Origin of the sequence: Streptomyces gelaticus, from assembly GCF_014649535.1 — a bacterium.
Taxonomy (GTDB): Bacteria; Actinomycetota; Actinomycetes; order Streptomycetales; family Streptomycetaceae; genus Streptomyces; species Streptomyces gelaticus.
In genome coordinates, this window is sequence record NZ_BMTF01000002.1 from 149,028 (window position 1) to 167,848 (window position 18,821).

Below are 18,821 nucleotides of genomic sequence, written 5' to 3' on the forward strand. Positions count from 1 at the left end.
TGGGACGGGCGTCCCCGCCCTTCCAACGCGCGACCGTATCCCGGAGTGCCCGTCGGCTGTCGGCTCGGAGACGTAGACTTCCACGCTGTCCCCCCAGTCAGTCATCGCCCGCCCGCCCGTCGCCCGACCGCCGCTCCTCGTCGAGGCGCTCCGCGCCGCGCCTGCACAATCGGAGGCCCACCGCCGTGACCAAGCCGCCCTTCACGCACCTTCACGTCCACACCCAGTACTCGCTGCTGGACGGTGCCGCGCGGCTCAAGGACATGTTCGAGGCGTGCGGCGAGATGGGCATGTCGCACATCGCGATGACCGACCACGGCAACCTGCACGGCGCCTACGACTTCTTCCACTCGGCCAAGAAGGCGGGGGTGACGCCGATCATCGGCATCGAGGCGTACGTCGCCCCGGAGTCGCGCAAGCACAAGCGGAAGATCCAGTGGGGCCAGCCGCACCAGAAGCGCGACGACGTGTCGGGTTCGGGTGGTTACACCCACAAGACGATCTGGGCGGCGAACAACACCGGGCTGCACAACCTCTTCCGGCTCTCCTCCGACGCCTACGCCGAGGGCTGGCTGCAGAAGTGGCCGCGCATGGACAAGGAGACCATCGCCCAGTGGTCCGAGGGCCTGATCGCGTCCACCGGCTGCCCCTCGGGCGAGGTGCAGACCCGGCTGCGGCTCGGCCAGTTCGACGAGGCCGTCCAGGCCGCCTCCGACTACAAGGACATCTTCGGCGAGGGCAGGTACTTCCTGGAGCTGATGGACCACGGCATCGAGATCGAGCGCCGGGTCCGCGACGGGCTCCTCGAAATCGGCAAGAAGCTCGGCATCCCGCCGCTGGTGACCAACGACTCGCACTACACCTACGCCCACGAGGCCACCGCGCACGACGCCCTGCTCTGCATCCAGACCGGCAAGAACCTCTCCGACCCGGACCGCTTCCGCTTCGACGGCACCGGCTACTACCTCAAGACGACCGAGGAGATGTACGGCGTCGACTCCTCCGACGCCTGGCAGGAGGGCTGCGCCAACACCCTGCTGGTCGCGCAGCAGATCGACACCACCGGCATGTTCGAGAAGCGCGACCTGATGCCGAAGTTCGAGATCCCGGACGGCTACACGGAGATCACCTGGTTCCAGGAAGAGGTCCGCGTCGGCATGAACCGGCGCTTCCCGGGGGGTGTTCCCGAGGACCGGCAGAAGCAGGTCGAGTACGAGATGGACATCATCATCCAGATGGGGTTCCCGGGATACTTCCTGGTCGTCGCCGACTTCATCATGTGGGCGAAGAACAACGGCATCGCGGTCGGCCCCGGCCGAGGCTCCGCCGCCGGTTCGATCGTGGCGTACGCGATGGGCATCACCGACCTCGACCCGATCGAGCACGGACTGATCTTCGAGCGGTTCCTCAACCCCGAGCGCGTCTCCATGCCCGATGTCGACATCGACTTCGACGAGCGCCGGCGCGTCGAAGTGATCAGGTACGTGACGGAGAAGTACGGCGCCGACAAGGTCGCCATGATCGGCACGTACGGAAAGATCAAGGCGAAGAACGCCATCAAGGACTCCGCCCGGGTCCTCGGCTACCCGTACGCGATGGGCGACCGGCTCACCAAGGCCATGCCCGCCGACGTCCTCGGCAAGGGCATCGACCTCAACGGCATCACCGACCCCAAGCACCCGCGCTACAGCGAGGCGGGCGAGATCCGGGGGATGTACGAGAACGAGCCGGACGTCAAGAAGGTCATCGACACCGCGAAGGGTGTCGAGGGCCTGGTCCGGCAGATGGGCGTGCACGCCGCCGGCGTCATCATGTCCAGCGAGCCGATCGTCGACCACGCCCCGATCTGGGTGCGGCACACCGACGGCGTCACCATCACGCAGTGGGACTACCCGCAGTGCGAGTCGCTCGGCCTGCTGAAGATGGACTTCCTGGGCCTGCGCAACCTCACCATCATGGACGACGCCGTGAAGATGGTGGAGTCCAACAAGGGCGTCAAGCTGGACCTGCTCGGCCTCCCGCTGGACGACCCCAAGACGTACGAGATGCTCTGCCGCGGTGACACGCTCGGCGTGTTCCAGTTCGACGGCGGCCCGATGCGCTCCCTGCTGCGCCAGATGCAGCCCGACAACTTCGAGGACATTTCCGCCGTCTCGGCCCTCTACCGGCCGGGCCCGATGGGCATGAACTCGCACACGAACTACGCCGAGCGCAAGAACGGCCGCCAGGAGATCACCCCGATCCACCCGGAGCTGGAGGAGCCCCTCAAGGAGGTCCTCGGCCTCACCTACGGCCTGATCGTGTACCAGGAGCAGGTGCAGAAGGCCGCCCAGATCGTCGCCGGCTACTCGCTCGGCGAGGCCGACATCCTGCGCCGCGTGATGGGCAAGAAGAAGCCGGAGGAGCTGGCGAAGAACTTCGTCCTGTTCGAGGCGGGAGCCAAGGAGAAGGGCTTCTCCGACGCCGCGATCAAGGCGCTGTGGGACGTGCTGGTCCCGTTCGCCGGATACGCGTTCAACAAGGCGCACTCCTCCGCGTACGGCCTGGTCACCTACTGGACCGCGTACCTCAAGGCGAACTACCCCGCCGAATACATGGCGGCGCTGCTGACCTCGGTCAAGGACGACAAGGACAAGTCGGCCGTCTACCTCAACGAGTGCCGCCGCATGGGCATCAAGGTGCTGCCGCCCAATGTGAACGAGTCGCTGTCGAACTTCGCCGCCCAGGGCGACGACGTGATCCTCTTCGGCCTCACCGCCGTGCGCAACGTCGGCCAGAACGTCGTCGACTCGATCATCCGGTGCCGCAAGGCCAAGGGGAAGTACAGCTCCTTCCCCGACTTCCTGGACAAGGTCGAGGCGGTCGTCTGCAACAAGCGCACCGTCGAATCGCTGATCAAGGCCGGCGCCTTCGACGAGATGGGCCACACCCGCAAGGGCCTGGTGGCCCACCACGAACCGATGATCGACAACGTGGTGCAGGTCAAGCGCAAGGAGGCCGAGGGGCAGTTCGACCTCTTCGGCGGCATGGGCGAGGAGGAGAGCGACGAGCCGGGCTTCGGGCTCGACGTGGAGTTCTCCGACATCGAGTGGGAGAAGTCCTACCTGCTCGCCCAGGAGCGCGAGATGCTCGGCCTCTACGTCTCCGACCACCCGCTCTTCGGTCTGGAACACGTGCTGTCCGACAAGGCCGACTCCTCGATCTCCCAGCTGACCGGCGGCGAGCACGCGGACGGCGCCATCGTCACCGTCGGCGGCATCATCTCCGGCCTCCAGCGCAAGATGACCAAGCAGGGCAACGCCTGGGCCATCGCCACCGTCGAGGACCTGGCCGGTTCCATCGAGTGCATGTTCTTCCCGGCCACCTACCAACTGGTCTCCACCCAGCTGGTCGAGGACACCGTCGTCTTCGTCAAGGGACGCCTCGACAAGCGCGAGGACGTGCCCCGGCTGGTCGCCATGGAGATGCAGGTCCCCGACATCTCGTCGGCCGGCACCAACGCCCCCGTGGTCCTCACCATCCCCACCGTCAAGATCACCCCGCCGATGGTCAGCCGCCTCGGCGAGGTCCTCAGCAGCCACCGGGGCGACACCGAGGTACGGATCAGGCTCCAGGGCCCCCGCAAGACCACGGTGCTCCGGCTCGACCGGCACCGGGTCAAGCCGGACCCGGCGCTCTTCGGCGACCTGAAGGTGCTGCTCGGCCCGTCCTGCCTGGCCGGCTGAGCCGGCTCTCCCGCACAGACGTACGAGAGGGGCGCCCCGCGGAAGCGGGTGCGCCCCTCTCGGTCATCGGGCCGCAGTCCGGACCGCAGACGGCTCCGGTCAGTTGTGACCGAAGCGCCGCTGGTGCTTACGGGCAACATCGGCAGGGCTGCCCTGGGCCTGCGACTGAGGCTGTATCTGCGAGTCGTACGCGCTCGTCTTGGCCTCTTCCGCGCCGCGCTCCGGACCGGACGCGCGGTTCTGCTGGCTGCCCTGCTTGCGGTTCTTGTTCTTGGCCATGGTGTTCCTCCTGTGGGGACTCTCGGGGCCAGGACCGCGTTCAGATTCACATAGCGGGATAAGCCGTGCATGTTGGATCATTACCGTGCGTAGTGGTGGGGCGGGATGCGTCGTTTTCCCGATCCGCCACGCCGATGATCGAGTTCCGGACGTCAACCCCTGCGCGGTCGGGCAGACTCGAAGGAAACCCTTGGCAAAGACCGCACCCGAACTTCCGGAAGAGGGTGGATCGCGTGGACCGTTGCGTCGTTCTGGTGGACGCCGGCTACTTGCTGGGCGCAGCCGCGAGTCTGCTGGCCGGGGAGCCCGCGCGTTCCCGCATCACGGTCGACCACGCGGCCCTCATCCGGGGTCTGCGCGACCGGGCCGAGGCCGATACGCAGCAGCCGCTGCTGCGGATCTACTGGTTCGACGGCGCCCCCGACCGCGTGCCGCAGCCCGAGCACCGCAGACTGCGCGTGATGCCCCGGGTGACCGTCCGGCTCGGCGCCCTCACCCGCAGCGACGGGCGCTGGGCACAGAAGGGCGTCGACGCCGCGATGCACGCCGAGCTCACCGAACTCGCCAGGAACCGGGCCTGCTCGGACGTGGTGCTGGTGACTGGCGACGGAGACCTGCTGCCCGGCCTGATGTCCGCCAAGGAACACGGCGTCGCCGTCCACCTGTGGGCCGTCCAGGCCGCCGACGGCGACTACAACCAGTCCGAGGACCTGGTGGCCGAGGCCGACGAACGAAGGGTGCTCGACCGGGCCTGGATCACTCAGGCCGTACGTCCCAAGGAGACCGGCGGCATCTGCGCCCCGCCGCCCGCGCCCCGCCCGGAGATTGCCGCGATCCTCTCCGCGCCGCTGCCCGAGGCCGCCCTCGCCGCCTCCGCCGAGCGGACCGCCGAGGTCCAGGGGGCCGCCGCCGACGGCACGGCCCCGCCGTCCGAGCAGAGCCCCGGCACCGACCGGCCGCCGCACGCGGGCAGGGGCGTCCCCACCCCCAAGGACCTGGCGGGCAGCCTGCGCGGCCCCGGCGCCCAGCCCGACCGGCACCTCCCGCCGCCCTCGCCCGCCGGCGCGACCCTGCGCTGGTCCTCCGACAAGAGCTGGACGGACCGCGGCGGACCGCTGGGCGAGCCCGCCGAGACCGCCTCCCTGCCGACGCTGGCCCAGCTCACCAGCGCCGAGCAGCGCTGGGCGGACCGCGAGGAGGACATCACCACCGTCGGCGGCGACCCCTTCGAGGTGGGCCAGGTCTTCGCCCGTCGCTGGATGGAGCGGCTTCCGGAGACCGTCCATCTGCAGACGCTGTCGAGCATGTATCCCCGCATCCCGCACCGCATCGACGGCGAACTGCTGCGCTACGCGGCACGCTTCGGCCTGCTCGCCCACAAGGACGACCAGATCGACGAGCACGACCGCTACGCGATCCGGGCGGGATTCTGGCGGGAGATCGATGTACGGGCCGCGGCCGAACACACCCCTGCGGCGGACCGGACGACCCCGCCCGCCGGCTGACCGCCGGGCGCGACCGGGGGCGGGCGGCCCGGTCTCCGACCGCCCCGGCGGCGCCCGGCCGGTGTGGCCCCGGGCGCAATCCGGGGCATCCGACCCCGTACCCTCGTACCTCGTGAGTACGGGCACAGCACAGGCGCAGCCGGCGACCGGGACCGTGTGCGCGGTGCATGATCTGGTCAAGACCTATCCCGCCGCCCGCGGCCGCCGCGGCGCACCCGCCACACCCGAGGTGCGTGCCACCGACGGGATCTGCCTGGACGTGCGGCGCGGTGAGATCTTCGGACTCCTCGGCCCCAACGGCGCCGGCAAGTCCACCCTCGTACGCCAGCTCACCGGGCTGATGCGTCCCGACTCCGGCGGCGTCACCGTGCTGGGCCACGATCTCGTACGCCACCCGGAGCGGGCATCCCGGCTGATCGGCTACCTCGGGCAGGAGTCCACCGCCCTCGACGAGCTGACCGTGTCGCTCGCCGCCGAGACCACCGGACGGCTGCGCGGCCTCACGGCGGCGGACGCCCGCGCCGAGCGCGACGCCGTGCTCGGCGAACTCGGGCTCACCGAGATCGCGGGTCGCCCCCTGAAGAAGCTCTCCGGTGGACAGCGCAGGCTCGCCTGCTTCGCGGCCGCACTGGTCGGCGAGCGGCCGCTGCTCGTACTGGACGAGCCGACGACCGGCATGGACCCCGTCGCGCGGCGTGCCGTCTGGGCCGCCGTGGACCGGCGCCGGGCCGAGCGCGGCACGACGGTACTGCTGGTCACCCACAACGTCATCGAGGCCGAGACGGTCCTCGACCGGGTTGCCGTGATCGAACGCGGCAAGGTCATCGCCTGCGACACGCCGAACGGGCTCAAGGAACGTGTCGCGGGCGAGGTCCGGGTCGAGCTGGTGTGGCGCGACCGGGCACCCCTGGACGTGCCCGAAGTCGCCGCGCTGCGCGCCTCGGCCCGGGAGTCCGGCCGCCGCTGGGTGCTGCGGCTCGGCCCCGACGAGGCACGGGCGGCGGTCGCCGCGGTGACCGGCGGCGCGGCCTTCGCCGCACTCGACGACTTCACGCTGGCGACACCCAGCCTGGAGGACGTCTATCTCGCCCTCGGCGGGGACGCGACCAAAGGACTGGTGAAGTCATGACCGGGGTGAGCCGGACGACCGGGTGCGGGTGCGCGGCCGGGCGGGGATCGAACAGGAGCAGCGCCAGGTGACGAGCATCGTTCCCGGGCACGCGGTGACCGGACCCGTCCGGGCAACGGCGGACGGCCGGACCGGTACCCCCGGCGACGCCACCGCCGAGGAGGAGGCGGGGCCCGCGCCGCTCGCCCCGCGGGCCCGGGTGTTCCCCTCGCTCGCGGCCGTCTACCGCGCCCAGCTGTCCAGGGCCAGGGTCGCGCGTATCCCGCTGCTCTTCGTCGCGACGTTCCAGTCCGTCGGGATCATGGTGCTGATGCGCGGAGTCGTCGACGGCGGCTCCGAGGCGCGGGCCGTCGTGGCCGGCTCCAGCGTCCTCGTCGTGGCCTTCGTGGCGCTCAATCTCCTCGCCCAGTACTTCGGGCAGCTGCGGGCCGGCGGCGGACTCGACCACTACGCCACCCTGCCGGTGCCGCCCGCCGCGGTGGTGCTCGGCTCGGCCGGGGCGTACGCCTCCTTCACGGTGCCGGGCACGATCGTCACGGCCGTGGCCGGCAGTGTGCTGTTCGGGCTGCCGCTGACGCATCTGTGGGTGCTCGTCGCCGTCATCCCGCTCTCCGGGGCGGCACTCTCCGGGCTGGGCGCCGCGCTGGGGCTGCTCGCGCCCCGGCAGGAGCTGGCCACGCTGCTCGGTCAGCTGGGCATGTCGGCGGCACTGCTGCTCGGTGTGCTCCCGGCCGACCGGCTGCCCGCACCGATGGGCTGGGCGCGCGATCTGCTGCCCTCCACCTACGGGGTCGAGGCACTCTCGCGCTCCTTCGACGCCCACCCGGACTGGGCGGTCGTCGCGCTGGACCTCGCCGTCTGCGCCGTCGTCGGCGTCCTCTCACTGGCCGTGGCGACCTGGGCGTACCGCAGGGCAGCGGTCCGGTGAGGCGCGACGCGGGGGCGCCTGGCACGATGGCACGGTGACCGCACCTCTGACGCCGCCTCACCAGCCCTCGTCCAACGATCCCTGGCAGACCCCGCCGAACTGGGGCGGCCCGGGTGGATCCGGCGGACCCGGTGGTTCGCACGGGGCCGGCGGGCACTACCCGGGAGCCCCGCTGGAATCACGGCAGGAGAAGGATCAGGATCTCCAGCCGGACCTGCGGCGGGCCGCGGTCGTCACTGCTCTCGTGACCCTCTCGGGCATCGGGCTCGGGCTCCTCTGGCTGTGGCTGGCGCCGAGGGTTCCGCTGATCTCCGACAGCACCGCCGTCTTCCTGAAGGACAGCGAGGGCGAGGAGGCGATCGGCGCCGACGGGACGTTCGTGCTGCTGGCCCTGGCCTTCGGGGCACTCTCCGCGGTGCTGGTCTTCTGGTTCCAGCGGCGCGGCGGCATCGCCCTGGTGGCGGGGCTCGCGCTGGGCGGGCTGCTCGGTTCGCTGCTGGCCTGGCGGCTGGGGGTGTGGCTCGGGCCGACCCAGGACGTGGTCGCGCACGCGCGGGCGGTCGGCAAGGGCGTGGTCTTCGACGCGCCGCTCCAGCTGCGGGCGAAGGGGGCGTTGCTGGCGTGGCCGCTGGCGGCGATGGCGGTGCACCTCGGCCTGACCGCGTTGTTCGGGCCGCGCGATCCGGAGCCGGAGTGGGGGGTGTTTCCGGGCATGCCGGGTGCGCCGGGCGTGCCCGGGTCCGGGGGGTCGGTGCCGCCGGTGAAGTCCTAGTCGGGCCGCTGCGTGGGTACGGGCGCGCTCGGCTGACGGCTGTCCCGGCCGATTTCCGCGAACACCGCGCCCGTCAGTGACGCCAGGTCCGCCGGGGCGAGTTCGACCTCCAGGCCGCGGCGGCCCGCCGAGACGCAGATCGTTTCGTGGGACTGTGCCGACGCGTCCAGCACCGTACGCAGCCGCTTGCGCTGGCCCAGGGGGGAGATGCCGCCCCGTACGTAGCCGGTGGTGCGTTCGGCGGCCGCCGGGTCGGCCATGGCGGCCCGCTTGCCGCCCACCGCGGAGGCCAGGGCCTTGAGGTCCAGGGTGCCGGCCACCGGGACTACCGCCACGGTCAGGGTGCCGTCGATGTCCGCCACCAGGGTCTTGAAGACCCGGTCGGGAGAGACGCCCAGCGCCTGGGCCGCTTCCTCGCCGTAGGAGGCGGACGCCGGGTCGTGGTCGTAGGAGTGGACGGTGAACGCCGTGCCCGCCGCGGTCAGGGCGACCGTGGCGGGGGTGCCGCCGGACTGCTGCTGCTTCTTGGGCTTCTTCGCCACGGGGACGGTCCTCGGTCGATCGGTGGTCGGATCAGTTGGGGTGGGTCGGGGCGCGGGTCAGATCCACCGCGGGCAGGGACGGCAGATGGCGGATGACGGCGGTCTCGGAGCGCAGCAGCATCAGTTCCTCGCGCAGCCGGGTCGCGGTGTCGGGCGCCTGGAGCAGCCGCTGCTTGGCCGGTACGTCGAGTACGGCCGCCGCCGCGACCAGGTAGGAGACGACGGCGGGGTCGTCGGGCAGGTCCGCGCCGGTCGTGAGGGACCGCTCGCTCGCCCCGGCCAGTCGCTTCTGGTAGGTGCGGAAGGCCCGCAGTACGCCCTCGGCGAGTGCCCCCGCCTCCTCGCCGGGCCCCTCGTCCAGTTCTTCGAGCTCGGCCGTCAGAAACGGGCCGCTCGCGTCGACGGAGAGCAGCTTGACCCGGGTGGTGCCGGTCGCCAGGACCTCGAAGCTGCCGTCCGGCCGCTCCCGGATCTTCGCCGCGTCGGCGATGCAGCCGACCCGGTGGAAGGTCTGGACCGGGTCGGGGCCGAAGCCGTCGGCGGGGCCGCGTTCGGCGGGGACGTTCACCGCGTCCGGCATTCCGGTGCCCGTCGGGGCGGTCTCGCGGCCGTCGCGGATCGCGACCACGGCGAAGCGGCGGGGCTCGTCCTCGTCGGTCTTCAGGAGCTCGCGCATCATGGCGCGATAACGCTCCTCGAAGACGTTCAGCGGCAGCACGAGGCCGGGGAACAGCACCGCGTTCAGCGGGAACAGAGGCAGGCGAGCGGTGGTCACAACGCTCAAGCGTAATGGCCGCCGGGCCCGCTCCGGTCGGCCCGTCCCGGGATCGGTGCCGCACGGGCCGCCCGGAGCCGCGTGACGTCCCGCGCCTCCAGGAACCGGCCGAGCGGATCCTCGGAGACCGACGACCACGGGAACGACGCCGCGTGCGGTCCGATCCGCCGGAACTGTTCCAGCGCCTCGCCCCAGCGGCCCCGGGTGACCAGCACGAATGCCAGCAGATTGCGGACCTCGGCGGGCCAGGGGTCGCCCGGGGCGAAGGTGGCGGACAGCGCGATGGCCAGATCCGCCGCCGCGTCGATCCGTTCCTCCTGCACCGAGGTGGTCCGGGCACCGGGTCCCTCGACCAGCAGGGCGAAGGCGGCCCGCAGCGGCAGCGCCTGCACCAGTGAGCTGGGCAGCGAGTCCTCGGCGGCCCGCTCGGCGAAGTCGAAGCACTCGCGGTGCGAGCCGTACCAGGCCGCGGAGAGGTATCGCAGCGCCGCGACATGGCAGCCGTAGTGGTGCGAGGAACGCCGGACGGCCTGTTCCCACAGGGCCTCGAACATGGTGTGCGTGGCGTGGGTGCCACGGGCGTGGTCGAGCGCGAGGCGCCAGGGCACCGGGTCGCGCGGATCGCTCTCGGCCGCCGCCGTGATCAGCGGTCCCACCTGGCGCAGCTGCTCGGCCCGGGCGGGCGACTCCCAGGCCCGGCGGACCGCCAGCTCGGCCTTGACGAGCAGCGCGTCCGGGTCGTGCGGCGCGGCGGCGAGCCAGTCGGTCAGCCAGCCGTCGCGGCTGCGGGCGAAGGTGACGAGCCGGCCGAGGTAGCGGTCGCGGTTCTCCCACTCGGCGCCGTCCCGGGTGGTGGCGAGGAGTTTCGCGGCCGGTCCGTACTCCCCGAGGGCGGCGGCGACGAGGGCCGGGGAGAGCCGCTCGTCGGGGGCGTCGAGCAGCACCTCGTCGTCCGCGGGCAGTCCGGCGGAGCCCTGTGCGGGGCGCCGGACCGTGCACGCGGCACGGAGCAGAGCACGAAGGATTGGCATGGTGCAGACCATTGAAAAGCGCTGGTCGGGACGGCGCCAGAGGCTCGCTGTGAAGCTTTGGTGCCGAGTGAATGGGTTGTATCGGGCCGAGTCAAGAAGAAGTAAAGGAAAGTGCGGAATCTGGCTTGTTCCTGTTGATCCGGCCGATGGCTTCCGGTAGTTCGGACGTGGCTCGGGCGGTCGTTCGACCACGGCCGATGACGGCCGCGCCGCCCCTCCGGCAGCAGCGGCCACGGCCGGCCGGACGGTCCGTCGTCCGGCCGGCCGTGGCCGGATTCCGCGTCAGCCCCGGCGCAGCAGCCGCGAGGCACCCGCCGCGACGGTCGTGGCGAGTATCCAGCCCAGCAGGACGAGCATCGCCGACGCCCACTGCCAGCCGCCCTCCATCCGCCAGTAGCCGTCCTGGCCCAGGTTGATCACCGGGATCAGCAGATCCAGCGCGTACAGCGCCGGGTTCCACTGCGGGTGCTCGTCCCCCTTGATCGCGGCCGGGACGTGCCGGGAGAAGGCCAGCGTCCCCGCCGCCCACAGCAGGGCCATCCACACAGCGGCCCGCCCCGGCCGGTAGCCGTACGCCACTGTCCAGTCCTGGAGGAAGCCCCAGAGCTTCGCGGCGAGCGGCAGCGTCTCGCGCCGCCGCCGCTGCTTGGCCAGCAGCACCTCCCGGGCATCCGCGTCCTCCCCGCAGTTGCGCAGCACCGTCGCGAGGCGCTCGTACGGTTCGGGGACGTACTCCGGGGTCGCCGCCGCCACCCATTCCAGGCGCCGGGAGAGCGGGAAGTGCCCGTACGGGACGAGGTTCTCGTACGCGAAACCGCCCATCGCCAGTCCGCCGGGCCCCGGCCAGCTGGTCGACACGTCGATCAGCGTGACGACCTTCGCGCCGTTCAGCACGACCCGGCCCTCCTCCGGCCGTTCCGCGTTGAACCGCAGCTCCGGGGTGACGATCCGGCGCAACGACAGCTCCTCGTGCCGGCCCAGCACGAACCGCGCCTTGTGCAGGTCGACGGCGTCGCCGAACCGTCCGTCGTCCAGGCGCACCCCGCCCCGGCACTCGAAGCCCTGCGCACGCGTGCCGTTCGCCGGGGTCGACGTCATGACGATGCCGAACGGGGGAGTGGTGCCCTGGATCCCGGTGTCGACGCTCACCCAGGCCTCGCTCATGTACAGCGTCCGCTCCACGGTCAGCTGCGGGGCGTTCAGCGCACGCCGCCCCTCCCTGCCCCGCAGCCGGCTGCCGCGCAGGCTCAGCGAACCGCCGACCTTCGCCCCGCGCAGACTCAGCTCGCCGCGCGCCTCGATCAGCTCCGCCTGAAGGTCCTGGGCGACCGCCAGCCCGTCACCGGCCAGCGCCCGTCCGCCCCGGTCCGGGCCGATCTCGATCTGGTTGATCAGCAGATCGGTGCCGATCTGGGCGTCGGTGAGCCGGATCCCGCGCGGGATCCGGCAGCGCGGCAGATGCAGATCGCCCTCGGTGCGCAGCCGGGCCGCCTCCAGCCTCGGCATCGCGCAGCCGACGATCCGCAACGTCGTGAAGTGGCATTCCGGCAGCACCACCTCGTTCTCGAAGCGGCAGCCGGTCATCTCGACGTAAGGCGCGACGCGCCCGCCCGCGAGATCGAGTGTTCCGGTGATCCGCACCCCCCGGAGCTTCAGCGCCGCGACCCGGCCGGGCCGCGGCGGCGGCCCCGAGAGCAGCAGACGCGCGACGACTCGCCCGTCCACACTGCGCTCCGGCCCCCAGACGCGCGGCGCGAACGGATCGTCCTGCGCCGGGTCGCGGGCGCGCAGATCGTAGGTACTGCCGTTCCGGAAGGCCTGCCACATGCCCAGCTCGGCTGCGCTCAGACCGTCCGGGAAATCGCCGTCGTGCGGTTCGGTCACGGGTGCCCCTTCCGCTCGGAGCTGTTCTTCCCCCTGGGTGACGACGTGAACGCTATTGGTCAGCGGTGACGTCCGGGACACGTATCAGCCAGTGATACGGGCGACCGGACGCCGCAGGCGGTCTGCGAGAATTGCGGTGTGATCTCTCGAATCGATCTGCGCGGCAAGGCCCTCCCCGAGGGCGGAGCCCTGCGCGACCTGCTGCCCCGTGCCGAGTTCGACGTGGAAGCCGCCCTGGAGACGGTGCGGCCCATCTGCGAGGACGTACGCCATCGTGGCTCCGCGGCAGTGATCGAGTGGGGGGAGAAATTCGACGGCGTACGGCTCGACTCGATCCGGGTCCCGGCCGCAGCGATCGCCGAGGCTCTCGAACAGCTCGACCCGGCCGTGCGCGCCGCCCTGGAGGAGTCGGTCCGCCGGGCCCGCCTCGTCCACCGCGAGCAGCGCCGCACCACGCACACCACTCAGGTCGTCCCCGGCGGCACCGTCACCGAGAAGTGGGTGCCGGTCGAGCGCGTCGGCCTGTACGTCCCGGGCGGGCGCTCCGTCTACCCGTCGTCCGTGGTCATGAACGTCGTACCGGCCCAGGAGGCGGGCGTCGAGGGCATCGCCGTCGCCTCCCCGCCGCAGAAGGACTTCGGCGGTCTGCCGCACCCCACCATCCTCGCCGCCTGCGCCCTGCTCGGCGTCGACGAGGTGTACGCGGCCGGCGGCGCCCAGGCCGTCGCGATGTTCGCGTACGGAACGGCCGAATGCCTTCCGGTGAACCTCGTCACCGGCCCCGGCAACATCTACGTCGCCGCCGCCAAGCGCCTCCTCAAGGGCCGCATCGGCATCGACGCGGAGGCGGGCCCCACCGAGATCGCGATCCTCGCGGACTCCACCGCCGACCCGGTGCACGTCGCCGCCGACCTGATCAGCCAGGCCGAGCACGATCCGATGGCCGCCGCGGTCCTGGTCACCGACTCCGCGGAGCTGGCCGCGGCCACCGAGGCCGAGCTGACGCCGCAGATCGCCGCGACCAAGCACGTCACCGACCGGATCGAGCCCGCACTGGCCGGCCCCCAGTCCGCGATCGTCCTGGTCAACGACCTGGAGGACGGCCTCAAGGTCGTCGACGCGTACGCCGCCGAGCACCTGGAGATCCAGACCGCCGACGCCGCCGCCGTCGCCGACCGGGTCCGCAACGCCGGTGCGGTCTTCGTCGGTCCCTGGGCCCCGGTCTCGCTCGGCGACTACTGCGCCGGCTCCAACCACGTCCTGCCCACCGGCGGCTGCGCCTGCCACTCCTCGGGCCTCTCCGTGCAGTCCTTCCTGCGCGGCATCCACATCGTCGACTACACGCGCGACGCGCTCGCCGAGGTCACCCACCACGTCGTGACCCTCGCCGAGGCGGAGGACCTCCCCGCCCACGGTGCCGCGCTCAAGGCCAGGTTCGGCTGGAAGGTCCCGCAGCAGTGACGCACAGCAACACCCCCCGCACCCGCATCGACGATCTCCCGATCCGCGACGAACTGCGTGGCAAGTCCCCCTACGGGGCGCCGCAGCTCGACGTACCCGTGCGGCTGAACACCAACGAGAACCCCTACCCGCTGCCCGAGGCGCTCGTCGAGCGGATCGCCGAGCGGGTCCGCGAGGCCGCCCGCGACCTCAACCGCTACCCCGACCGGGACGCCGTCGAGCTCCGTACCGAACTGGCCCGCTACCTCACCCGCACCGCCGGGCACGAGGTCTCCCTCGCCAACGTCTGGGCGGCCAACGGCTCCAACGAGGTGCTCCAGCAGCTCCTCCAGACCTTCGGCGGCCCCGGCCGCACCGCGATCGGCTTCGAGCCCTCGTACTCCATGCACGCCCTCATCGCCCGCGGCACCGGCACCGGCTGGATCTCCGGACCGCGCAACGAGGACTTCACCATCGACGTCGAGGCCGCGAAGCGGGCCATCGCCGAGCACCGGCCCGACGTCGTCTTCATCACCTCTCCCAACAACCCCACCGGCACCGCCGTCGACGCCGGGACCGTGCTCGCGCTCCACGAAGCCGCCCAGGCGGCCAAGCCGTCGATGGTCGTCGTCGACGAGGCGTACGGCGAGTTCAGCCACCACGCCTCGCTGCTGCCGCTGATCGAGGGCCGGCCGAACCTGGTGCTCTCGCGCACCATGTCGAAGGCGTTCGGCGCCGCCGGACTGCGTCTGGGGTACCTCGCCGCCGACCCGGCCGTGGTGGACGCGGTCCAGCTGGTGCGGCTGCCGTACCACCTGTCCTCCGTCACCCAGGCCACCGCGCTCGCCGCCCTGGAGCACACCGATACGCTGCTCGGATACGTCGCACAGCTCAAGAGCGAGCGCGACCGGATCGTCGACGAGCTGCGCGCTCTCGGCTACGACGTCACCGACTCGGACGCCAACTTCGTCCAGTTCGGCCGCTTCGCCGACAGCCACATCGCCTGGCAGCGGATCCTCGACCGGGGCGTCCTGGTCCGGGACAACGGCGTACCGGGATGGCTGCGGGTCTCCGCGGGCACCCCGGCAGAGAACGACGCGTTCCTCGATGCGGTACGCGAACTGAAGAAGGAGCACGACGCATGACTCGCGCGGCCCGCGTAGGAAGAGTCGAACGCACCACCAAGGAAACCTCGGTACTCGTCGAGATCAACCTCGACGGCACCGGCAAGGTCGATGTGTCGACCGGGGTCGGCTTCTACGACCACATGCTCGACCAGCTCGGCCGGCACGGGCTCTTCGACCTCACGGTCAAGACCGACGGCGACCTGCACATCGACTCGCACCACACCATCGAGGACACCGCCCTCGCCCTCGGTGCCGCGTTCCGGCAGGCGCTCGGTGACAAGGTCGGCATCTACCGCTTCGGCAACTGCACCGTCCCGCTGGACGAGTCGCTCGCCCAGGTCACCGTCGACCTGTCCGGCCGCCCCTACCTGGTGCACACCGAGCCGGAGAACATGGCGCCGATGATCGGTGCGTACGACACGACGATGACCCGGCACATTCTGGAGTCCTTCGTCGCGCAGGCGCAGATCGCCCTGCACGTCCACGTGCCGTACGGGCGCAACGCCCACCACATCGTGGAGTGCCAGTTCAAGGCGCTCGCCCGCGCCCTGCGCTACGCCAGTGAGCGCGACCCGCGCGCCGCCGGGATCCTTCCCTCCACGAAGGGCGCGCTGTGACCGGCCTCAACACCATCCTGATCGTCGTCGGCCTCTTCCTGGCCGGCGGTGTCTACTCCTTCGCCAAGCAGGGCATGCCCAAGGGCGTCATCGTCCTGCTCTCGCTCGGCTCCGTGATGTGCCTGTTGGCAGGCATTCTGCGGATCCAGGGACTCTGGGACTGAGGAAACGAGCTGTGAGCGACAACAAGAAGGTCGTCGTCTTCGACTACGGCTTCGGCAACGTCCGCTCCGCCGAGCGGGCCCTCGCCCACGTCGGCGCGGACGTCGAGATCACCCGCGACTACAAGAAGGCGATGAACGCCGACGGGCTGCTGGTGCCCGGCGTCGGCGCCTTCTCCGCCTGCATGGACGGGCTGAAGAAGGCCCGCGGTGAATGGATCATCGGCCGCAGGCTCTCCGGCGGCCGCCCCGTCATGGGCATCTGCGTCGGTATGCAGATCCTCTTCGAGCGCGGCATCGAGCACGGCGTGGAGACGGAGGGCCTGGACGAATGGCCCGGCACCGTCACCCCGCTGAAGGCCCCGGTCGTCCCGCACATGGGCTGGAACACCGTGCGGGCCCCCGAGGACTCCCAGCTCTTCGCCGGTCTCGACCCCGAGGCCCGGTTCTACTTCGTGCACTCCTACGCGGTGCACGACTGGAGCCTGGAAGTCACCAACCCCAAGATCCGTGCCCCCCGGGTCACCTGGGCCACCCACGGCGAGCCGTTCGTCGCCGCCGTGGAGAACGGTGCCCTGTGGGCCACCCAGTTCCACCCCGAGAAGTCCGGCGATGCCGGCGCCCAGCTGCTGACCAACTGGATCGAGACACTCTGATGCCGAAGCTTGAACTGCTCCCCGCCGTCGACGTCCGCGACGGCCAGGCCGTCCGCCTCGTCCATGGCGAGTCCGGCTCCGAGACCTCCTACGGTTCCCCGCTGGAGGCCGCTCTCGCCTGGCAGCGTGCCGGGGCCGAGTGGCTGCACCTCGTCGACCTGGACGCCGCCTTCGGCACCGGGGACAACCGCGCGCTGATCGCCGAGGTGGCCGGCGCCATGGACATCAAGGTCGAGCTCTCCGGCGGCATCCGCGACGACGCCTCGCTCGCCGCCGCCCTCGCCACCGGCTGCCGCCGGGTCAACCTCGGCACCGCCGCCCTGGAGACCCCCGAGTGGGTCGCCAAGGTCATCGCCGAGCACGGCGACCAGATCGCCGTCGGCCTCGACGTCCGCGGCACCACGCTGCGCGGCCGCGGCTGGACCCGCGACGGCGGCGACCTCTACGAGACGCTGGAGCGCCTCGACTCCGAGGGCTGCGCCCGCTACGTCGTCACCGACATCGCCAAGGACGGCACGCTCCAGGGCCCCAACCTGGAGCTCCTGAAGAACGTCTGCGCCGCCACCGACAAGCCCGTCGTCGCCTCCGGCGGGGTCTCCTCGCTGGACGACCTGCGGGCCATCGCCTCGCTCGTCCCGGACGGCGTCGAGGGCGCGATCGTCGGCAAGGCGCTGTACGCCAAGGCGTTCACCCTCGAAGAAGCGCTGCAGGTGGTCTCCGGATGAGCGACTCCGTCAACCGCATCTCCTCCGGCGCCCCCTGGGAGGAGAAGTTCGGCTACTCCCGCGCGGTCGAGCTGCCGAACGGCCTCGTCCTGGTGGCCGGCTGCACGTCGGTGGAGAACGGGCAGATCTCCGCGGGCGGCCCGTACGAGCAGACCGTCACCTCCTTCAAGGTCGCCTTCGACGCGCTGAAGCAGCTCGGCCTGGGCCGTGAGGACGTCGTCCGCACCCGGATGTACGTCACGCACGCCCGGGACGTGGACGAGGTCGGCCGTGCCCACAAGGAGCTCTTCGACGACGTCCGCCCCGCGGCGTCGATGATCATCGTGTCCGGTCTGGTGGACCCGAGCCTGGTCGTCGAGGTCGAGGTCGAGGCGTACCGGGGAGGTGCGCGATGAGCCTCGCGGTACGCGTCATCCCCTGCCTGGACGTCGACAACGGCCGGGTCGTCAAGGGCGTCAACTTCCAGAACCTGCGCGACGCGGGCGACCCCGTCGAGATGGCGAAGCTGTACGACGCCGAGGGCGCCGACGAGCTGACCTTCCTGGACATCACGGCCTCCAGCGGCGACCGGGAGACCACCTACGACGTGGTGCGCCGCACCGCCGAGCAGGTCTTCATCCCGCTCACGGTCGGTGGCGGCGTCCGTACCGCCGACGACGTCGACAGGCTGCTGCGGGCCGGTGCGGACAAGGTCGGCGTCAACACCGCCGCCATCGCCCGCCCCGACCTCATCCGGGAGATCGCCGAGCGCTTCGGCCGCCAGGTCCTGGTGCTCTCCGTGGATGCCCGGCGCACCCCCGCGGGCACCTTCGAGGTCACCACGCACGGCGGTCGCAGGGGCACCGGAATGGACGCCGTCGAATGGGCGCACCGCGCCGCCGAGCTGGGCGCGGGCGAGATCCTGCTCAACTCGATGGACGCGGACGGCACCAAGGACGGCTACGACACCGAGATGATCGCGGCGGTCCGCAAGCACGTGACCGTCCCCGTCATCGCCTCCGGCGGCGCCGGCCGGCTCGCCCACTTCGCACCCGCCATCTCGGCGGGGGCCGACGCGGTGCTCGCCGCCTCCGTCTTCCACTTCGGCGATCTGCGGATCTCCGAGGTCAAGGACGCGCTCAGGGAGGCCGGACACCCGGTCCGCTGATCGGCAGTACCCATCGATCGCCGGACGGGCCGCCACGGCCCGTCCGGCGATCGGCTTTTCCGGTGCCGTTCCTGCTGATGCTCGCCGACCGGATCGGACCGCGCCGTGTCGTCATCGGCAGCGACGCCGCCCGCCGCTGCCTGGTCGTCCTCGCTCTGGCCGCCGCGCTGCTGCTCACCTCGCCCGCGCTGTGGATGCTGATCGCCGTCGCGCTGGTCTTCGGCGTGGTCGACGCCCTCTTCCTTGCCCGCCGTCGGCGCCCTGCCGCCCCGGATCACCACTGCCGGAGAGCCGGCCCGCGTCCAGGGGCCGCGCGGGCTCGCCACTCGTCTCGCCGATGTCGTCGGAGCCCCGTGCGGCCGCGCGGAACTCCCGGCC

Annotated in this window: 18 protein-coding genes and 1 pseudogene; 14 read left to right on the forward strand and 5 right to left on the reverse strand. The window is 71.5% G+C overall.

Annotation, left to right across the window (positions count from 1 at the left end; genetic code table 11):
- Nucleotides 1-185 precede the first annotated feature (185 nt).
- On the forward strand, nt 186-3,725 hold the full coding sequence (gene dnaE, locus IE107_RS03390; protein WP_189540878.1) for a DNA polymerase III subunit alpha: 3,540 nt from the start codon (nt 186-188) through the stop codon (nt 3,723-3,725).
- Nucleotides 3,726-3,824: 99 nt separating this feature from the next.
- Here dnaE and IE107_RS03395 read toward each other — a convergent pair whose 3' ends face one another.
- Nucleotides 3,825-4,004, reverse strand: coding sequence for a hypothetical protein (locus tag IE107_RS03395; protein ID WP_189540880.1), 180 nt, complete (start codon nt 4,002-4,004; stop codon nt 3,825-3,827).
- 224 nt (nt 4,005-4,228) lie between these two features.
- On the opposite strand from IE107_RS03395, the gene IE107_RS03400 reads away from it, so the two are divergent.
- The 4 genes from IE107_RS03400 to IE107_RS03415 all read left to right on the forward strand — a co-directional run bounded on the left by IE107_RS03400 (nt 4,229) and on the right by IE107_RS03415 (nt 8,338).
- A complete protein-coding gene (locus IE107_RS03400) occupies nt 4,229-5,509 on the forward strand; it encodes an NYN domain-containing protein (RefSeq protein WP_189540882.1) in 1,281 nt (426 codons plus the stop codon).
- A gap of 154 nt (nt 5,510-5,663) precedes the next feature.
- A complete protein-coding gene (locus IE107_RS03405; RefSeq protein ID WP_189541371.1) occupies nt 5,664-6,638 on the forward strand; it encodes an ABC transporter ATP-binding protein in 975 nt (324 codons plus the stop codon).
- Nucleotides 6,639-6,705: 67 nt separating this feature from the next.
- Entirely contained in the window at nt 6,706-7,566 is an 861-nt protein-coding gene (locus tag IE107_RS03410; protein WP_189540883.1) for an ABC transporter permease, read from the forward strand.
- Between the two features lie 34 nt (nt 7,567-7,600).
- Nucleotides 7,601-8,338, forward strand: a complete 738-nt coding sequence (locus tag IE107_RS03415) for an ABC transporter permease (RefSeq protein ID WP_189540885.1) — start codon at nt 7,601-7,603, stop codon at nt 8,336-8,338.
- On the opposite strand, the gene ybaK is transcribed toward IE107_RS03415, so the two are convergent.
- The 4 genes from ybaK to IE107_RS03435 form a co-directional block, all read right to left on the reverse strand.
- Entirely contained in the window at nt 8,335-8,880 is a 546-nt protein-coding gene (gene ybaK / locus IE107_RS03420) for a Cys-tRNA(Pro) deacylase (RefSeq protein ID WP_189540887.1), read from the reverse strand. The two genes, IE107_RS03415 and ybaK, sit on opposite strands and share 4 nt — an antisense overlap.
- A 31-nt stretch (nt 8,881-8,911) precedes the next feature.
- Nucleotides 8,912-9,655 (reverse strand): LON peptidase substrate-binding domain-containing protein, encoded by a 744-nt coding sequence (locus IE107_RS03425; protein ID WP_189540889.1) that lies wholly within the window; start codon nt 9,653-9,655, stop codon nt 8,912-8,914.
- Between the two features lie 5 nt (nt 9,656-9,660).
- Nucleotides 9,661-10,698, reverse strand: a complete 1,038-nt coding sequence (locus tag IE107_RS03430) for a hypothetical protein (RefSeq protein ID WP_189540891.1) — start codon at nt 10,696-10,698, stop codon at nt 9,661-9,663.
- A gap of 270 nt (nt 10,699-10,968) precedes the next feature.
- On the reverse strand, nt 10,969-12,570 hold the full coding sequence (locus tag IE107_RS03435) for an oxidoreductase (protein WP_189540893.1): 1,602 nt from the start codon (nt 12,568-12,570) through the stop codon (nt 10,969-10,971).
- Nucleotides 12,571-12,708: 138 nt separating this feature from the next.
- Here IE107_RS03435 and hisD point away from each other — a divergent pair, with 138 nt between their 5' ends.
- From hisD to IE107_RS03480, 9 genes and pseudogenes are all read left to right on the forward strand, one after another.
- Nucleotides 12,709-14,031 (forward strand): histidinol dehydrogenase, encoded by a 1,323-nt coding sequence (gene hisD, locus IE107_RS03440; RefSeq protein ID WP_189540895.1) that lies wholly within the window; start codon nt 12,709-12,711, stop codon nt 14,029-14,031.
- Complete coding sequence (locus tag IE107_RS03445) at nt 14,028-15,155, forward strand: histidinol-phosphate transaminase (RefSeq protein WP_189540897.1); 1,128 nt, start codon at nt 14,028-14,030, stop codon at nt 15,153-15,155. Before hisD ends, IE107_RS03445 begins: the two co-directional genes overlap by 4 nt.
- The gene (gene hisB / locus IE107_RS03450; protein ID WP_189540899.1) at nt 15,152-15,754 is read left to right on the forward strand and encodes an imidazoleglycerol-phosphate dehydratase HisB; all 603 of its coding nucleotides are present in this window, start codon (nt 15,152-15,154) and stop codon (nt 15,752-15,754) included. Before IE107_RS03445 ends, hisB begins: the two co-directional genes overlap by 4 nt.
- Nucleotides 15,751-15,918 (forward strand): CG2302 family histidine operon protein, encoded by a 168-nt coding sequence (locus IE107_RS03455; protein ID WP_189540901.1) that lies wholly within the window; start codon nt 15,751-15,753, stop codon nt 15,916-15,918. The genes hisB and IE107_RS03455 overlap by 4 nt, the downstream gene beginning before the upstream one ends.
- 11 nt (nt 15,919-15,929) lie before the next feature.
- Complete coding sequence (gene hisH / locus IE107_RS03460) at nt 15,930-16,571, forward strand: imidazole glycerol phosphate synthase subunit HisH (protein ID WP_189540903.1); 642 nt, start codon at nt 15,930-15,932, stop codon at nt 16,569-16,571.
- Entirely contained in the window at nt 16,571-17,296 is a 726-nt protein-coding gene (gene priA / locus IE107_RS03465) for a bifunctional 1-(5-phosphoribosyl)-5-((5-phosphoribosylamino)methylideneamino)imidazole-4-carboxamide isomerase/phosphoribosylanthranilate isomerase PriA (RefSeq protein WP_189540905.1), read from the forward strand. The genes hisH and priA overlap by 1 nt, the downstream gene beginning before the upstream one ends.
- Nucleotides 17,293-17,691: a RidA family protein gene (locus IE107_RS03470; RefSeq protein ID WP_189540907.1), complete on the forward strand. Its 399-nt coding sequence runs from the start codon at nt 17,293-17,295 to the stop codon at nt 17,689-17,691. The genes priA and IE107_RS03470 overlap by 4 nt, the downstream gene beginning before the upstream one ends.
- Nucleotides 17,688-18,443, forward strand: coding sequence for an imidazole glycerol phosphate synthase subunit HisF (gene hisF / locus IE107_RS03475; RefSeq protein ID WP_189540909.1), 756 nt, complete (start codon nt 17,688-17,690; stop codon nt 18,441-18,443). Before IE107_RS03470 ends, hisF begins: the two co-directional genes overlap by 4 nt.
- Before the next feature lie 77 nt (nt 18,444-18,520).
- Nucleotides 18,521-18,803 (forward strand): annotated as a pseudogene (locus IE107_RS03480) (MFS transporter); the annotation flags it as partial.
- Between the last annotated feature and the right edge of the window lie 18 nt (nt 18,804-18,821).